Raw genomic sequence first — 14,813 nt, forward strand, 5'->3', positions numbered from 1 at the left:
TACTATGACGACTTATGCAGAGCGCTCTGATGCGTTGTGTGATCAACTACGTGAGATTGAACATCAAGCTAACGACGGCGACCAGCTTTTTTATTGCGCGTATTTATTAGGCTTATTAGGCTTACACAGTGCTGTAGAAGGCGATGGTGAAGCGGCATTTGATACTTACTTTGAGCAAGAACTGAAGGCCACGTTAGATGCGGAAAGTGTATCAGAGCACGATCAAGCGAATATTCTATCGCTATGGCAGCAGATCCAGTAAAAGCTAATATCGCTCAGGCAGTACGCCCGTAAGAGCAGATTGTATTAATCGTGCTTTCATAATACGCTCGAACGAAAGCGGTTTATTCGATAGACTCTTTTTATGCCTTTTTTCGTGTGAGTTTTCTATGACCCATGATATTCGTTGGTTACAGCGCTTTGAGCATTTCAAAAAAGCGTATACTCAATTACAAGAAGCACTTCAGCTTATGGCTGAACGTGAACTCAGTAACATTGAAAAGCAGGGATCGATACAAGCGTTTGAGTTTACTTATGAGCTTGCTTGGAATGTGTTGCGTGATTACCTTGTATGGCAAGGCGCTGAAACTATTTCCGGTTCTCGTGATGCTATTCGAGAAGGATTCAAGCGTGAGTTGATCTCTGATGGCCATACTTGGCTTGCAATGCTGCAAGACCGCTATAGAACTGTGCATACTTATAACGAAGCAACCGCGAATCAAATTATTGAAAACTTACGATTGAGCTATGCGCTTTTGCTTGCCGAGTTTGTTGTGACCTTCCAGGCTAAAGCTGACGAAGAACTGGAAGGTTTCAATGTCTGAGTAATTTGGCTTGGCACCCTCTGATATTGAGTTGCTTCGTTCCGTTTTTGAGCGTTTCCCAGAAGTTACCCAAGTCTTAGTCTATGGTTCGCGAGTGAAAGGTAACTTTCGATCTTCCTCCGATATTGATATGACGATTCTAGATAACGTTGATTGGACATTATTTAATCGTATAGAAACTGAATTGGATGACTTGATGTTACCTTATCAGATTGACCTTTCAATATTGTCTCATATCGAAAACGATGCACTTATTGATCATATTCAACGCGTTGGGAAGCCTATTTATCAAGCTACATTCCCATAAATAGGGGGATCAATATCGGCACTAACACACTCATAATAAAACCGCTGGCAATACACACAGGGACGATTTCAGCGCCATGTATTTTACCAAGTAGTGGCAGGGTGAAATCCATGGCGGTCGCGCCCGAATAGCCAACGGATAAATGGCTATTGAGTCGTGCGAACATCGGGATCAGCATCAAGGCAACGATTTCACGGCCAAGGTCGAGTAAGAAAGCCGTCGTACCTAGGACGGGATCGCCTAAGCCACTGATCAGAATGCCTGACAAGCTGTACCAGCCAAATCCAGAAACAACCGCTAAGCTTTTATTCCATTCTAAACCTAAAAAAGAGCCTGCTAGCAAACCTGCGATCAAAGTGGCCGCTACGGTGGTCAAAGCAATAGCGACCCCTTGAGTATTTAGAAACAGTTTACGCAGGCGGAAGTTACCTTGACGTAATTGGCAACCAACCAAAAATAGCAGTAAATACAGCAACCAAGTGACTAACTCATCAACATTTGGAATCCAGCTTTTTAAACTCCAGCCAGCGAGCACACCGACTAAAACCCAGCCCAGTGTTTTGGCGGCATCCACCAGAGCGTGCTTCGTTGATGAGTTTTTATCCACATGTTCGACTTTACTTGCGCCAGCGTGGAAAACTCGGCCGCTTATCCACAAGGCTAATAAAGGCAACACTGAAATAGCGATGAATAAAACAATGGCTTGATAGCCTGCGATGACAATTTTACTGGCTAGATTATCCAGCGCACCGATACTGTAACCAATCAAGCCTAGGATCACATAAGTAAGCTGAGAAAGGCCTTTTGCAACCCGTTCAGGCGTGACAGGTCGAAGGTTGATCCAATAACCGGCTAAGAGAGCGGCTAGGAGTGGCCCAAGCGTTGATAAAATGGTCATAATCCATTGATCCTAAAGACTTTGATGAGAATGTATACGTAAGGTGATAAACGCTAATACAGAGACTGAAAAGCACATAAGCGGTGCAATTATAGCCTGTTACCGTGCAAATTTGACCACTTGGTGATAAATTCGCCGCACCTAAATTTGAATACTTTTCACAGTAGCTAACACCATGTTTAAACGCTTTACTAAACGTTATCCGTCCTTGAGTGAAATTCTACATTTACTCTTTCCTATGATCCTGACGATGACTTTGGAATTGTCCATCAGTATTGTGGATACAATGATGCTAGGACACTATGATTCGCTGCATTTAGCGGCGGTTGGCTTAGCCTCTAGCCTTTGGAGTCCCGTAGCCTGCTTTATGATCGGCGTGACGTTTGGCTTAACACCGTTGATCACGCGTCACTTGCATGGGCGCCAGCGTTTACTGGTCAATGTTTATATGTCTCAAGCATTTGGCTTGTCGATCATACTTGGACTGATTGGCGCGATAATGAGCATTACCGTGCTGCCAATGGCGGCCAAAATGATGGCCAGCGAGCCTGAAACCCAGCGCGTTGCGGCGCAGTATTTGTATCTTTTTTCGCCCACGTTTATGGCGTTGGCCTTGATGACCTCTTACAAAAACTTATTCGAAGCGGCCGGTAAGCCGAGAGTGCCATTATTGGTGGCAACATTAAGTTTGATCCTAAACATCGTCTTCAATTATGTGCTTATTTACGGAAAACTTGGCTTTCCTGAAATGGGGGCTAGTGGTGCAGCGATTGCTTCGGCGTCTTCAGTTTGGCTCTCTCTGATCGTATTTGTACTCTACGACCTTAAAGTTAATCCAGATACATTGTTCAATCGCATTGATTGGTATTACGTGCGTCACTTCGGCATCTTGTTTGGCGTTGGTATGCCAGCGGGTTTTGCCTTTGCGTTTGAGATCGGCTTATTCTCTTCTTTAACGTGGCTGATTTCAGCGTTTGGAGACTTAGCGCTGGGCGCAGGACAAATCGTGATGTCTTACTCGACGATTTTGTTTACCCCATTGATGGCCATGAGTGCCGTTACCGCCATTGTGGTTGCAAAAGCCATGGCAACGGATGGCATCGAGGAAGTGCAGCGCCGCATTCGTATTATTTTGTCATTGGGGGCGGGTTATGTGGCCATTTGCTTTACGCTGACCCAAGCGTTACATGAACAGATTCCTTTACTGTTTAGCTCTAACGAAGTGGTGGCTGCGATGGCTGCGGGCATTTTGTTAATCTCATCTTCGTATCAACTACCCGACATGGTGCAAACCGTGTTTACAGGAGCGCTGCGCGGTTTCCGTGATACCCGCTCAAGCATGATCGCCATGGCTATTTCATTGTTTGGTTTGAGTATTCCATTAGGTTATTGGCTATCTCATTATAGCCCGTGGGCCGAGACGCTGCATGTCCGCGGACTGTATGTAGGACTGGGTTTTGGTCTGCTAATCTTGGCAGCTATTTTAACCGCACGTTATCGCCTGACGCTGAAGAAATTTCGCAACAAGAAACTGTTACATCCTGAGGAAGTGGCTTAACGCTTCTAGACACTGAGATCGCAGATAAAATCTGCGACTAAACACACATATAATCTACTTGCTAGCGAGTTGAAAGGCTCGGCAGTGTTCTATCAGTTGGTTTATGTCCATGTGCTCATCGCAGCTTTTCGCCAGTCGCGCGACTTCTTGCTCGCGGTAAGCTTCATAGTCGAAGTCTTGGCTGTCTATCGCACCGGCCCAGTCGAGTAGGGCTTTGAGTGCATTTTTATCATCGAACAGTCCGTGTAAGTACGTTCCGATTATTAGGCTATCTTTTGATAGATAGCCTTCTTTCTCACCATTTTCTAGGTCAGCGAAGTGTTGTATTGGCTGGTTGAATTCCGAAATACCACTGTGGATCTCATAGCCTTTGACTGTCGCGCTCTTGGCAAATGTGAGGTAGCCAGTGCGTTGTTTTAGCTGTTTGCCTTCTTTCAGTTCGGTGCGCATGGGAATGTAGCCGAGTCCTGAGGTATTTCTGGGTTCGGCGTTTTCCATGCCGAGTGGGTCTTCTAAGGTGTCGCCCAGCATTTGGAAGCCACCGCAGATGCCCAGCAGCTTTCCACCATAGCGTAAATGTCGCGCTAGATAGTCTTCCCAGCCTTGCTGCCGTAAAAACTCGAGGTCGCTTTGAACACTTTTACTGCCTGGAAGAATGACGAGATCCGCTGGGGGGATCGCCATGTTTTTGCCTACTAATGTGACTTGAACATTGGGGTGTAAGCGTAGCGCGTCCCAATCCGTATGGTTACTGGTGCGAGGCAAAATGGGAATCACAACTTTCAGCTTTGTGTCTGCGGTTGCTTTGACTGGACTGGTAGCAACCGCGTCTTCTGATTCTAAGTGAAACCCCATTAGATAAGGTAGTACACCCAGTACGGGTTTACCCGTGCGCTCTTCGAGCCAATCAAGGCCCGATTGCAGCAAAGCAATGTCGCCTCGAAAACGGTTAATGACAAAGCCAATGACACGGTCTTGTTCGCTCTGAGACAGCAAGTCTAATGTGCCGACTAGATGAGCAAAGACGCCGCCTTTGTCGATGTCGGCAATGATAATCACTGGACAATCGATGCTTTCGGCAAAGCCCATGTTGGCAATATCGCGGGCGCGTAGGTTGATCTCGGCGGGGCTACCTGCGCCTTCGATTAGGACGCAGTCGTATTGCTTGGCTAAGTGTTGATAAGAGTCCAACGCTGCGTTCATGGCGATGGTTTTGTACTCATGGTAACCAACCGCATTCATATTGCCCACCGAATGACCTTGCACAATGACCTGAGCGCCGATATCGGTATTAGGTTTAAGCAAAATCGGATTCATGTGCACATTTGGTTCGAGGCCGGCGGCGTAAGCTTGTACGGCTTGTGCACGGCCAATTTCTTTGCCATCGGCGGTCACAGCGCTGTTGAGAGCCATATTTTGCGGTTTAAACGGTGCCACATTCAGGCCGCGCTCTTTCATAAGTCGGCATAGGGCGGTGACTAAGGTGCTTTTTCCTGCATCTGAAGTAGTGCCCTGCACCATAAGATTAAAAAAACGCATGTGGGTTTGTCCGCTTGATTGATTACAATGGAGGGGATTTTAACGCATTAGCGTTGCTTTTACTGAATGAAAGTTAATTGAATACTGTGGCGGATAACCTGATGGATTTTCTTTTTAATGCTGTATTAAATATGTTCTCCAGTACGGCATTGGCGGTGGTTGCCGCATTACTGTTGGATCGCTGGTTGGGTGAACCCCAATCTTGGCACCCTCTGATTTGGTTTGGTCAATGGGTTGATCGCTGTCGCTTAGCTTGGCAGTTGCCTATTGGTGCCAGCAAATCGTTACAGCGCCTACATGGCGTGCTTGCGTGGAGTATTGTCGTTCTGCCGTGGTTAATGGTACTAACGTTACTTTTATGGATGCTTCCTAATTGGTTGGAGTGGATCGCTGGCACGGTATTGCTGTATTTCACTATTGGTTGGCAAAGTTTGCGTGAACATGCGATCGCGATCGCAGAGCCATTACATGAGCAAGATTTACCCGCTGCGCGCCAAGCTGTTGGACGAATTGTAAGCCGAGATACCTCTGAACTGAATGAAACACAAATAGCCAAGGCGAGTATGGAATCAGTGTTAGAAAATGGCAGCGATGCGATTTTTGCGCCGATTTTTTGGTTTGTGCTGCTCGGTCCGTTTGGTGCGTTGTTGTATCGCTTATCCAATACCTTAGATGCTATGTGGGGTTATAAAACACCGCAGCTGTTGCATTTTGGTTGGTGTGCAGCACGTGTTGATGACGTCTTGAATTACGTACCTGCGCGATGTGTGGTGCTGACCTATGCCGTTCTGGGCAATGTAAAATGTGCGCTGTATTGTGCTTGGCATCAAGGCCGTGGCTGGAAAAGCCCAAATGCAGGCCCTGTTATGGCCGCAGGTGCTGGAGCGCTGCAAGTATCGCTGGGTGGCTCGGCGGTGTATTTTGGGGCCATTCAAGTGCGTCCGGTCTTAGGCGAGGGGCCTGAACCTGTTGTAAACGATTTGGATCAGGCGGTGCGCTTAGTCGACAAGGGGGTCTTGTTGTGGGCCTTATTGATTGTATTAGTGATGTGATTTTATGAATTTTGATTTAACGCCGCCCAAACACGGCGGGGATTTAGAAGCATGGCAACGTTTAGAACATGGTGCGCAGCATTGGTTGGATTTATCGTCGGCCTGTAATCGTGAACCTTGGCCGATTCCAGCGCTGAGCAGCAAATTATGGTATGAGTTACCGGATCAATTTGTACTTGAAGAAGCGGCGACTGAGTACTTTGGTCAGGCTCCTCTTGCTATTGGTGCGGGCACACAGCAGTTCATTGAAATTTTACCGCCACTGTTACAAAAAAAACGTGCTGGTAGCACCGTAATGGTGCCTAAAATGGGTTATCAAGAGCATGCGTATTGCTGGCGTAAGTGGGGTTATGACGTGCTTGAATACCATACGGTCGGAGAGTTGTTGTCGACGGCTTGGGACATTGCGGTGGTGGTACAGCCGAATAACCCGACCGCGGAGTATCTCGGCGATGATGAGTCTCAACAGCTTAAAACGTTGTTAATCAACTCGCAGCGTTACCTAGTGCTGGATGAAGCCTTTTTAGATGCCACACCGGCGCGCAGCTGGTTGAATCAGCCGTTGCCTAGAGGGTGTTTTGTCTTGCGTTCAGTGGGCAAGTTCTTTGGTCTTGCGGGAGCACGCGTGGGGTTGTTATTTGGCGAGTCCCAATATAAAGCCGCGGCGCGTTCTCTTATCGGGCCATGGCCGGTCGCGACCCCAGCGGTGCATTTAGTTGCCGCAGCGCTCAATGATAAGGCTTGGCAGGCAGAAGCGCTTGAATCGTTAGCAGAGCGTCATGACTACTTTATGGCAACCATTGTACCTAAGCTTAATACCCTGTTTGATTCGCAAGCGATTCAATACACGCCACTTTTCTACACATGGATGTTAGACGAAGCGCAGGCAGATAAAGCATTTTTGGCGCTTCATAGCGTTGGTATCCACATTCGATTAGGGCAAGGTTGGGTCAGAATATCGTTACCAGCAGGGCATGAAATGCAGCATTTAAACGCTGGGTTGGTGAGATTATTGCAAGGCCATCAATTAAAGGAGCTGGGATGAAGCACTTAGTCTTAGGTGGCGTACGCAGCGGCAAAAGTCAGTTTGCTGAACGCTGGATCGCTGAGCAGCGTTCACAGATAGTTTATGTTGCTACTTCTCAGGTGTGGGATGACGGCATGGCGCAACGTGTTGCTCAGCATCGTGACTATCGGCCTCAGCATTGGTTAACCGTCGAAGAGCCGATCCAGCTTGCAGCGACACTTGAAAATATCGCTAAGCGACAGCCTGATGCGGCCGTCATTGTAGAGTGTTGCTCGCTTTGGCTGACAAATTTGTTGTGTGCAGAAGATGAAATGCAATTGACGAAAGAGCGAGAGAAGTTTTTAGAAACCTTGGCTCGCTATCCTTTACCCATCATTTTAGTCAGTGCCGAAGTAGGATTAGGCATTATGCCAATGAATGCTCTGGCGCGTCGTTATGGTGATGAAATAGGAGTGTTAAATCAAAAATTGGCCAAGCTATGCGATAACGTCACGTTAGTGACAGCAGGATTGCCAATGACATTGAAAGCCAATTAGTTTGAGTGCTCTGGTTAATAACTGACACTTTTTATAGAAAAACTTTAACCGTTTGGTCTAAAATGCGCGACTTATAACTGTCTGGTGGTTGCTGGATCTCCTTTTTAAGGGGTATGTAACTGGAATAACAAGCTTAGGAGCAAAAAATGAACCCTTATTCAAAAGACTTTCCGGTCTCTTGGCACGAACTGCATCGTGATGCGCGCGCGTTGTCTTGGCGCTTACTGGAGCAAGGCCCTTGGAAAGGGATCATTGCGATTACCCGAGGCGGCTTAGTGCCTGCGGCCATTCTATGTCGAGAAATGGACATACGCCTGATCGATACCATTTGTGTGGTCAGCTATGATTCAAATGATGAAGGTGGCACTGCCAACGTACAAGGTGATTTGCGAATTTTGAAAGGTGTTGAAGGCGACGGTGAAGGTTATATTCTGATCGATGACCTTGTTGATACCGGTAAAACGGCCCGTGAAATTCGTAAGTTATTGCCGAAAGCTCATTTTGCTACGGTCTATGCCAAGCCAGCGGGCAAGCCTTTAGTGGATACGTTTGTGACAGAAGTTAGCCAAGACACGTGGATTCGTTTTCCTTGGGACATGGAGTATACTTTTTCGACACCTTTGGCCGACCGTCAAAAAGGCTAAGTTGTGTAAATTGCTTTGAGTTGAAGGGGGAAGCTTGTATACACTTGCTGCCCCGTTCAATACGTTGCAATTTGCTACAGAAAAAAGTGCGTGTTTGTGCGAAATTTGAGCTAAATTAATAGAGCTTGAAAGGTTGCCCTAACGATAAAGGGTTTCTATTACCAAGATAGTGTAGGAATCATTATGCACCATACTTTTTTCCGCAGCTTACTGCTGTGCTTTACGTTATTTTCAACCGCTGCGTTGGCTGAAGGTACGGTTGCGCGTGCGCAATTTGCGTCTGAAGTTTTGGATAGAGAGCCGATTGATGAATTGGCGGATGTTATTAACGTTGAGTATGGTGAAATTCAGCGGGTTTACTTTTATACCGACTTACGTGATATGCAAGGCAGCCAAGTGATTCATCTGTGGAAACTTGATGGCGAAGTGCAAGCTGAGGTGCCATTCGACATTGGTGGTGACCGCTGGCGAGTATGGTCGAGCAAACGTTTGATGCCCGGATTCGACGGCACGTGGAGCGTTGATATCGTGCAAGATGGCGTTGTCCTTGAAAGCCGCTCGTTTGAGTATGTGGATGAGTGGTAACATTCTGAAAATTCATTCATATCGATAGGTTGATTCAGATGCCTCACATTCGCGTACGCGGTTTACCTTTTGAAGAGTTAGAGTCTATTTCAGATACGTTAGTCGAAACACTGGCTGACTTAACGGACACCCCTAATTCACACTTCACACTAGAATATCAGTCAACGTTGTATTTGGCCGTAGGTGGCGCATCGCCAGCCTATCCGTTTATTGAGGTTCTTTGGTTTGACCGGGGCCCAGAAGTGAAAGCCAAAGTAGCGCAGGCCATTGATGACCTAGTGCGACCTCTGATAGAGGCTGGACAAGACATCACCACCTTGTTCCAAGACCTTAAAGGCAGTGACTATTTCGAGAATGGTGAGCATTTCTAAACGGCTTATCATACTTTAAAACGAAAGCCCGCTGATTTCACAATGAAACCAGCGGGCTTTTTAGTGGCGCAAGTTTAGGCGTTATCAACGTTAAGCTTTTTGAAAGTCATAGAGACTGCCGAGTTTTAGGATCTGAGTCAGCTCATCCAGTGCTTGGCGAGACTCTAATAATAGATTTGGGTCAGCCAGATCTGCTTCGATTAGTTGATCACGATAATGCTGATCGACCCACGTGTTGAGCGTTGCGAACAGCTGATCATTCATGATCGTGGCAGGGTTTACCGCGGCCAGCTCCTGTTGGCTTAATGCAACACGTAAACGCAGGCAGGCGGGACCGCCACCGTTACTCATGCTCTGTTTTAAATCGAATACTTTCACATCTTTGATGGGCGTATTGTGCGTTAGCAAATCCGTTAAATAAGCCCAAACGTTCTCGTTCTCTTGGCATTCCCCCGGCACCACCAAGGTCATATCACCGTTTGGTTGGCTGAGCAGTTGGCTATTAAATAAATACGACTGTACGCAGTCTGCCACCGATACCGCACTGTTAGGCACTTCTACAAAATAGAGCGGAGTCGTTCGATCACCCCAAGCAAGCTGTAAATCTGCTTTCATCTGCTCCGGGTCTAGAAACGCGTGTTCATGGTAAAAATGAACGTTGCCATTACCCACTGCAATCACATCGTTGTGGAACACCCCCGCATCAATAGCCTCTGGGTTTTGTTGCACAAAGACAGCCCCTTGCTCCGATAACCCATGACGCCGAGCGACCGCTTGAGACGCTTCTAATGTATGTCGAGCAGGAAATTGCTGAGGCCTTGGCATGGCGGTATTAAACGCGGACATACCATAGACAAATAATTCGACACCGGCCTCATTATAGCTTGAGCAGAAACGAGTATGGTTAGCCGCACCTTCATCGCCGAAGTGCTCGACACTTGGCAAAGCTGGATGATGTGCAAAGTAACGCTGATCAGGAAACGTTGCTTTTAAAATCTCGCCGGTTGTGACGTGTTCGATTGAACGGTGAAACTTGTTCACTAAGTTAGCGGGTGTGAAATGTACTCGGCCATCTTTTGTATCGGCGCTGGGCGATACCGTGGCGGCATTGGCCGTCCACATACAAGACGCTGAGCTAACGGCGGCTAGCAGTTTAGGGACATGCTTTGCCGCAGCGGTTAACACTTGCTGATCCGTTCCACTAAAACCTAATGAGCGAAGCGTCGGAATGTGTGGACGCTCGTGGGGAGCCAGTACGCCTTGTACAAATCCCATATCGGCCAACGCTTTCATTTTTACTAAGCCTTGCTTGGCCGCGGCTTTCGGATTAGAGGGTTTTGCGGTATTAACTTGTGATGCGACATTGCCGAACGATAAACCGCTGTAATTGTGGGTTGGGCCGACCAGACCATCAAAATTTGCTTCAATAGCAGAATGCATTATGACACCTCAGAGTGACTGGAAAATAGGATTACAGAGTGAGACCGTTAGGCAATGTTTCCGGCACCTGCAAAGCGTCCACTTCAATACTTGCGACAGGGTAAGCGCAGTAGTCTGCCGCGTAGTAAGCGCTTGCTCTGTGATTACCGCTTGCTCCGGTGCCACCAAAGGGGGCGGCACTGGATGCGCCTGTTGTTTGACGGTTCCAATTAATAATGCCAGCACGGGAATGTTGTAAAAACCACTCATATTCGCTGCGATCGTCAGACAAAATGCCAGCTGACAGACCAAAACGGGTATGGTTGGCAATCGTCATTGCTTGTTCTAAATCGTCATAACGAATGACCGTCAACAGCGGGCCAAAGTATTCAAGGTCAGGCAGTTGTTCGAGTATTTCAGTAGCATCAATAATCGCTGGTGTGACAAAGCCGGTATGGCTGTCGCCACGTGTCATAGGTACCAGTGGTTTAGCGCCCAGCGTCGTCAACTTGAGATAGTTTTCAAACAAAGTGTCTGCTGCTTTGGCGGATACCACTGGGCCCATGAATGGCTGAGGGTTCGCATCAAAACGATCGACGTTAAGCGCCAGCGTAGCCTCTGTTAGTACGTTTAAAATAGCGTCCCCATGGGCGCCGGTTGGCAGTAATAAGCGACGTGCACAGGTACAACGTTGGCCCGCCGATAAGAAAGCAGATTGGATGATTTCATAGACAACAGCACGAACATCTTGAGTTTTGTCAGACACCAATAGAGGGTTATTGCCGCCCATTTCTAGGGCTAATATTTTCCCTGGGTGGCCTGAGAATTGTTTGTGTAAAACATGCCCTACATCTGGGCTGCCAGTAAAGAATAAGCCATCAATGCCATCGTGATTCGCCAATGCAACACCGGTGTCACGCTCGCCTTGGACAAGGTTTAAAACGCCTGCAGGAATGCCTGCTTGTTGCCAAAGTTGAAACACGAAATCAGAGACGGCAGGGGCCAGTTCACTGGGCTTAAAGACCAGCGTATTGCCTGCAATTAGGGCAGGCACAATGTGGCCGTTGGGTAAGTGCGCTGGAAAATTATAGGGGCCGAATACGGCGACAACGCCGTGTGGTCGATGGCGTAATACGGCTTTGGCACCGGGCATATCATTCGACTTTGTGCCTGTCCGTTCATTGTAAGCTTGTTTGGATATACCGACTTTGCCAATCATGGCGGCAACTTCTGTACGAGTCTCCCAAATAGGCTTACCCGTTTCACGACTGATCAGTGTGGCAATGTCTTCAGTATTCTCTTTTACCAGTTCTGCGAAGCGATCAATAATGGCTAAACGTTCCTCTAGTGGACGATTCGCCCATGCCGGAAACGCTACGCGAGCACTTTCAATGGCCTGATCAACTTGTTCAGACGATGCGCTGTTGCCGTGCCATACAATGCTGCCATCAGCAGGGTCGATGGATTGAAACGTTGGGCCGCTTCCCTCAAGCCATGCTTGATTAATATACAGTTGTTGTTTCATAAAAACTCCTTCGTTCAATGGCGTGTATGGGGCAGCAATTCGACTAAACGAATCGGCTCTTTGTGAGAAATGAGCAGTGCATCGGCTTCTTCTTGGCTAAGCACTAAGCCGCTTCCTGGCGGTGTTGCGCGTTGAATCAGAATGCAGCGAAAGTTATCCAGCTTGGCATTGGAAACTAAATAGTGAAGGCCTTCGCCGCTATTTTTAGGCTGACCAATGGTGGCTAAGACTAAACGGCTATCACGTACGGCCCGCAGGTCTTCTACACGTGCTTCTAGTGTTGGGCCACCGTCGAAAATATCGACGTAATTTTCAAAGCGAAAACCTTCTTGCTCTAGCAGTCGGCGTGCAGGTGCCGTACTGGTATGTACTTGTCCCAGTACTTCACGTGCATCAGGTGGCAGCAAGTTCACGTAAACAGGGTTGTTGGGCATCAGCTCGGCGATAAATTGTTTATTGCCTTGTGCGGTCAATTCGTCTGCGCGTTCAAAATCGATGGAAAAGAATTGACGCCCCAAGCTTTCCCATAATGGAGAGCGGCCGTTTTCGTCGCACACGCCACGCATTTCTGCAAAGATTTTTTCCGTGAAGCGTTCTGGAAATTGTGCCAGAAACATAAAACGGCATTTAGACAATAGTTGTCCATTACGCGAGTGGCGGTAGTCGTCTTGCAAGAACAAGGTACATACCTCACTGAAGCCAGTATAGTCGTTATTTAAAATTAACGTTGGGTGCATGTTATGAATGCCCAGCTCGCGAGAGGAGTGCGTAATGGTGCCTAAGTGATAACTGTAGAAAGGTTCGTCTAGTCCCACCGCAGCCAACAACCCCGATGTACCAACGATAGTGCCAGTGTCGGTATCTTCCAGTACAAACAAGTACGATTCTTCGGTAGGCGCCTCAATGGTTTCTTTTTCAAAAGAGCGCACTGATAGATCAATTTTACGCTTGAGCACGTCTTCATCGGCGACCAGCGATGTGAAGCCAACACCCGTGAGAGCGGCTAAGCGGTAGAGTTCTTCTAAATCGTCGGGCTTAATTGTTCGAATAACCATCATAAGCGATGTTCCTCTTAATACTGCTTACAGGGCGCTGTCACGCCTCTATCATTTAAAGTTTAGACCACTGAATGAGACTACCGGAATGAATTCTTAGACGTTCTTGTAGGTCATTGTGGAGTACCAGGCCCGCTACTTGAGCTTGACCTGGTGCGCAGGCAACACGAAAATCTTCCAAATGGCCTGCGGCAATAAGGTAGGCTTCAGTCTGCTCTAATTGAGCATCGAAGAGCGCTTTACCATGGCGTTGATTGGCGATGGTACGAATATCTTGTGCTCTGGCCTCAATGCTGGGCCCTGCATCGAATATGTCGACGTAATCACGAAAGGCAAAACCTTCGTCTAACAGAATATTGGCGATTTTTTCAGATCCTTCATGGATGACACCAATACAATCCTGCGCATCTTCGGGCAACGTAGGGACATAGATCGGATAACGGGGCATAAGCTCGGCGATAAAATGTTTGTTGCTAATGCCCGATAAGTAGTCGGCTTTTTTAAAATCCATACTAAAAAAATGACGTCCCAGTGCTTCCCAAAAAGGCGAGTAGCCCTTGTGGTCGCTTTCACCGCGAATCTCGGCGAAAAGCTTGGGGGTAAAGCGATCTGGATGTTGAGCAATAAACAGTAAGCGCGCACGTGAAAGTAAGGCGAAGTTTTCATCGGTTTGATGCTTACGGTCTAGCACTAAAGAATTTAAACGCGTCGTGCCGCTGTAATCGTGACATAAATGTAACGCGGGGACGCGGTTATGGATCTGTAATTGTGGCGAGGCATGTACGACTTCATCAATGCGATAACTGTAGAAGGGCGCGTCTACGCCAACCATGGCATCGATGGAACACGTTCCTACGATTTCATGAGTGTCTTGTTGCTCCATAACAAACAGATAAAACTCGCTGCCAGGTTGAACGACGTCAGTATTAAACGAGCGACGTGACGTTGCAATTTTATCGTTGAGACGTTCGCGATTGGCAGGAAAGTTGGTGATACCGATACCTGCATCGCGGGCTAAGCGTTCTAGCGCCGGTAAATCTGGAAAATCTGCTGGTCGAACTAAATACACTAGACGCTCCTTTTGTATAAGCGGACAATAGATTTATTATCGTTAAAGGTGTTCAAAGGTAACAGATACGAAGTTTCGTAATTGCGACCTAGCATTCAAAAACTGAGACATTTCGAGTCGAATTTAGGTAAATCATGAAAAAAGCAACGATCAAATCGGGTGTGTACCGTCATTACAAAGGGGCTGAATATTGGGTAGAGCGTGTGGCGCGACACAGTGAAACAGATGAGGAGCTTGTGGTGTATCAAGCTCTTTATGGGGATCATGGTTGGTGGGTGCGACCGAAAAGCATGTTTTTAGAAAGTGTTGAAATTGAAGGTGAAACAATACCACGATTCGATTGGATCAGAGCTAAAATTGAGAAATGACCATAACAAAGGGCCACATCATGTGGCCCTTTGTTA

17 protein-coding genes are annotated in these 14,813 nt (G+C 47.4%); 11 read left to right on the forward strand and 6 right to left on the reverse strand.

Going from position 1 to position 14,813, the window contains the following annotated elements:
- The first annotated feature begins 4 nt into the window (after positions 1-4).
- The 3 genes from ACPUEK_RS06020 to ACPUEK_RS06030 all read left to right on the forward strand — a co-directional run bounded on the left by ACPUEK_RS06020 (position 5) and on the right by ACPUEK_RS06030 (position 1,131).
- Positions 5-262: a YfcL family protein gene (locus tag ACPUEK_RS06020; RefSeq protein ID WP_067216998.1), complete on the forward strand. Its 258-nt coding sequence runs from the start codon at positions 5-7 to the stop codon at positions 260-262.
- A 127-nt stretch (positions 263-389) separates the two neighbouring features.
- The gene (locus ACPUEK_RS06025; protein ID WP_425642656.1) at positions 390-824 is read left to right on the forward strand and encodes a nucleotidyltransferase substrate binding protein; all 435 of its coding nucleotides are present in this window, start codon (positions 390-392) and stop codon (positions 822-824) included.
- Positions 825-834: 10 nt separating this feature from the next.
- The gene (locus ACPUEK_RS06030) at positions 835-1,131 is read left to right on the forward strand and encodes a nucleotidyltransferase domain-containing protein (protein WP_425642657.1); all 297 of its coding nucleotides are present in this window, start codon (positions 835-837) and stop codon (positions 1,129-1,131) included.
- Here the strand turns inward: ACPUEK_RS06030 and ACPUEK_RS06035 are convergent.
- Positions 1,118-2,029, reverse strand: coding sequence for a lysine exporter LysO family protein (locus tag ACPUEK_RS06035; RefSeq protein ID WP_425642658.1), 912 nt, complete (start codon positions 2,027-2,029; stop codon positions 1,118-1,120). The genes ACPUEK_RS06030 and ACPUEK_RS06035 overlap by 14 nt on opposite strands.
- A gap of 238 nt (positions 2,030-2,267) precedes the next feature.
- Between ACPUEK_RS06035 and ACPUEK_RS06040 the strand changes: the two genes are divergently transcribed.
- Complete coding sequence (locus ACPUEK_RS06040) at positions 2,268-3,587, forward strand: MATE family efflux transporter (RefSeq protein WP_425643019.1); 1,320 nt, start codon at positions 2,268-2,270, stop codon at positions 3,585-3,587.
- A 54-nt stretch (positions 3,588-3,641) separates the two neighbouring features.
- Here ACPUEK_RS06040 and ACPUEK_RS06045 read toward each other — a convergent pair whose 3' ends face one another.
- The gene (locus ACPUEK_RS06045) at positions 3,642-5,126 is read right to left on the reverse strand and encodes a cobyric acid synthase (protein ID WP_425642659.1); all 1,485 of its coding nucleotides are present in this window, start codon (positions 5,124-5,126) and stop codon (positions 3,642-3,644) included.
- 101 nt (positions 5,127-5,227) lie between these two features.
- On the opposite strand from ACPUEK_RS06045, the gene cbiB reads away from it, so the two are divergent.
- From cbiB to ACPUEK_RS06075, 6 genes are all read left to right on the forward strand, one after another.
- The gene (cbiB, locus tag ACPUEK_RS06050) at positions 5,228-6,178 is read left to right on the forward strand and encodes an adenosylcobinamide-phosphate synthase CbiB (protein ID WP_425642660.1); all 951 of its coding nucleotides are present in this window, start codon (positions 5,228-5,230) and stop codon (positions 6,176-6,178) included.
- A 4-nt stretch (positions 6,179-6,182) separates the two neighbouring features.
- Positions 6,183-7,223 carry an aminotransferase class I/II-fold pyridoxal phosphate-dependent enzyme gene (locus ACPUEK_RS06055; protein ID WP_425642661.1) on the forward strand — a complete coding sequence of 347 codons (1,041 nt, stop codon included), beginning with the start codon at positions 6,183-6,185 and terminating at the stop codon, positions 7,221-7,223.
- Positions 7,220-7,741, forward strand: a complete 522-nt coding sequence (gene cobU / locus ACPUEK_RS06060; protein ID WP_067217034.1) for a bifunctional adenosylcobinamide kinase/adenosylcobinamide-phosphate guanylyltransferase — start codon at positions 7,220-7,222, stop codon at positions 7,739-7,741. Before ACPUEK_RS06055 ends, cobU begins: the two co-directional genes overlap by 4 nt.
- Before the next feature lie 146 nt (positions 7,742-7,887).
- Positions 7,888-8,385, forward strand: coding sequence for a xanthine phosphoribosyltransferase (gene gpt, locus ACPUEK_RS06065; protein ID WP_067031315.1), 498 nt, complete (start codon positions 7,888-7,890; stop codon positions 8,383-8,385).
- Positions 8,386-8,568: 183 nt separating this feature from the next.
- Positions 8,569-8,970 (forward strand): DUF2914 domain-containing protein, encoded by a 402-nt coding sequence (locus ACPUEK_RS06070; RefSeq protein ID WP_425642662.1) that lies wholly within the window; start codon positions 8,569-8,571, stop codon positions 8,968-8,970.
- Positions 8,971-9,008: 38 nt separating this feature from the next.
- Positions 9,009-9,341, forward strand: coding sequence for a DUF1904 family protein (locus ACPUEK_RS06075; RefSeq protein WP_425642663.1), 333 nt, complete (start codon positions 9,009-9,011; stop codon positions 9,339-9,341).
- A 90-nt stretch (positions 9,342-9,431) separates the two neighbouring features.
- On the opposite strand, the gene astB is transcribed toward ACPUEK_RS06075, so the two are convergent.
- From astB to ACPUEK_RS06095, 4 genes are read right to left on the reverse strand one after another with little or no spacing between them, the layout of a single operon-like run.
- A complete protein-coding gene (gene astB, locus ACPUEK_RS06080) occupies positions 9,432-10,781 on the reverse strand; it encodes an N-succinylarginine dihydrolase (RefSeq protein ID WP_425642664.1) in 1,350 nt (449 codons plus the stop codon).
- 31 nt (positions 10,782-10,812) lie between these two features.
- A complete protein-coding gene (gene astD, locus ACPUEK_RS06085; protein ID WP_425642665.1) occupies positions 10,813-12,285 on the reverse strand; it encodes a succinylglutamate-semialdehyde dehydrogenase in 1,473 nt (490 codons plus the stop codon).
- Positions 12,286-12,299: 14 nt separating this feature from the next.
- Positions 12,300-13,343 (reverse strand): arginine N-succinyltransferase, encoded by a 1,044-nt coding sequence (gene astA / locus ACPUEK_RS06090; RefSeq protein ID WP_067031301.1) that lies wholly within the window; start codon positions 13,341-13,343, stop codon positions 12,300-12,302.
- Between the two features lie 52 nt (positions 13,344-13,395).
- Positions 13,396-14,409: an arginine N-succinyltransferase gene (locus ACPUEK_RS06095; RefSeq protein WP_425642666.1), complete on the reverse strand. Its 1,014-nt coding sequence runs from the start codon at positions 14,407-14,409 to the stop codon at positions 13,396-13,398.
- Positions 14,410-14,543: 134 nt separating this feature from the next.
- Here ACPUEK_RS06095 and ACPUEK_RS06100 point away from each other — a divergent pair, with 134 nt between their 5' ends.
- On the forward strand, positions 14,544-14,777 hold the full coding sequence (locus ACPUEK_RS06100) for a DUF1653 domain-containing protein (protein WP_067217050.1): 234 nt from the start codon (positions 14,544-14,546) through the stop codon (positions 14,775-14,777).
- Positions 14,778-14,813: the final 36 nt, after the last annotated feature.

The sequence above is a fragment of the Marinomonas gallaica genome (assembly GCF_049821165.1).
Lineage (GTDB): Bacteria > Pseudomonadota > Gammaproteobacteria > Pseudomonadales > Marinomonadaceae > Marinomonas > Marinomonas gallaica.

Bases quoted from the DNA above. Each gene is read 5' to 3' on its own strand.
- ACPUEK_RS06020 (WP_067216998.1), top strand. From the start codon at position 5: ATGACGACTTATGCAGAGCGCTCTGATGCGTTGTGTGATCAACTACGT.
- ACPUEK_RS06025 (WP_425642656.1), top strand. From the start codon at position 390: ATGACCCATGATATTCGTTGGTTACAGCGCTTTGAGCATTTCAAAAAA.
- ACPUEK_RS06035 (WP_425642658.1), bottom strand. From the start codon at position 2,029: ATGACCATTTTATCAACGCTTGGGCCACTCCTAGCCGCTCTCTTAGCC.
- ACPUEK_RS06040 (WP_425643019.1), top strand. From the start codon at position 2,268: ATGATCCTGACGATGACTTTGGAATTGTCCATCAGTATTGTGGATACA.
- ACPUEK_RS06045 (WP_425642659.1), bottom strand. From the start codon at position 5,126: ATGCGTTTTTTTAATCTTATGGTGCAGGGCACTACTTCAGATGCAGGA.
- cbiB (WP_425642660.1), top strand. From the start codon at position 5,228: ATGGATTTTCTTTTTAATGCTGTATTAAATATGTTCTCCAGTACGGCA.
- ACPUEK_RS06055 (WP_425642661.1), top strand. From the start codon at position 6,183: ATGAATTTTGATTTAACGCCGCCCAAACACGGCGGGGATTTAGAAGCA.
- cobU (WP_067217034.1), top strand. From the start codon at position 7,220: ATGAAGCACTTAGTCTTAGGTGGCGTACGCAGCGGCAAAAGTCAGTTT.
- gpt (WP_067031315.1), top strand. From the start codon at position 7,888: ATGAACCCTTATTCAAAAGACTTTCCGGTCTCTTGGCACGAACTGCAT.
- ACPUEK_RS06070 (WP_425642662.1), top strand. From the start codon at position 8,569: ATGCACCATACTTTTTTCCGCAGCTTACTGCTGTGCTTTACGTTATTT.
- ACPUEK_RS06075 (WP_425642663.1), top strand. From the start codon at position 9,009: ATGCCTCACATTCGCGTACGCGGTTTACCTTTTGAAGAGTTAGAGTCT.
- astB (WP_425642664.1), bottom strand. From the start codon at position 10,781: ATGCATTCTGCTATTGAAGCAAATTTTGATGGTCTGGTCGGCCCAACC.
- astD (WP_425642665.1), bottom strand. From the start codon at position 12,285: ATGAAACAACAACTGTATATTAATCAAGCATGGCTTGAGGGAAGCGGC.
- astA (WP_067031301.1), bottom strand. From the start codon at position 13,343: ATGATGGTTATTCGAACAATTAAGCCCGACGATTTAGAAGAACTCTAC.
- ACPUEK_RS06100 (WP_067217050.1), top strand. From the start codon at position 14,544: ATGAAAAAAGCAACGATCAAATCGGGTGTGTACCGTCATTACAAAGGG.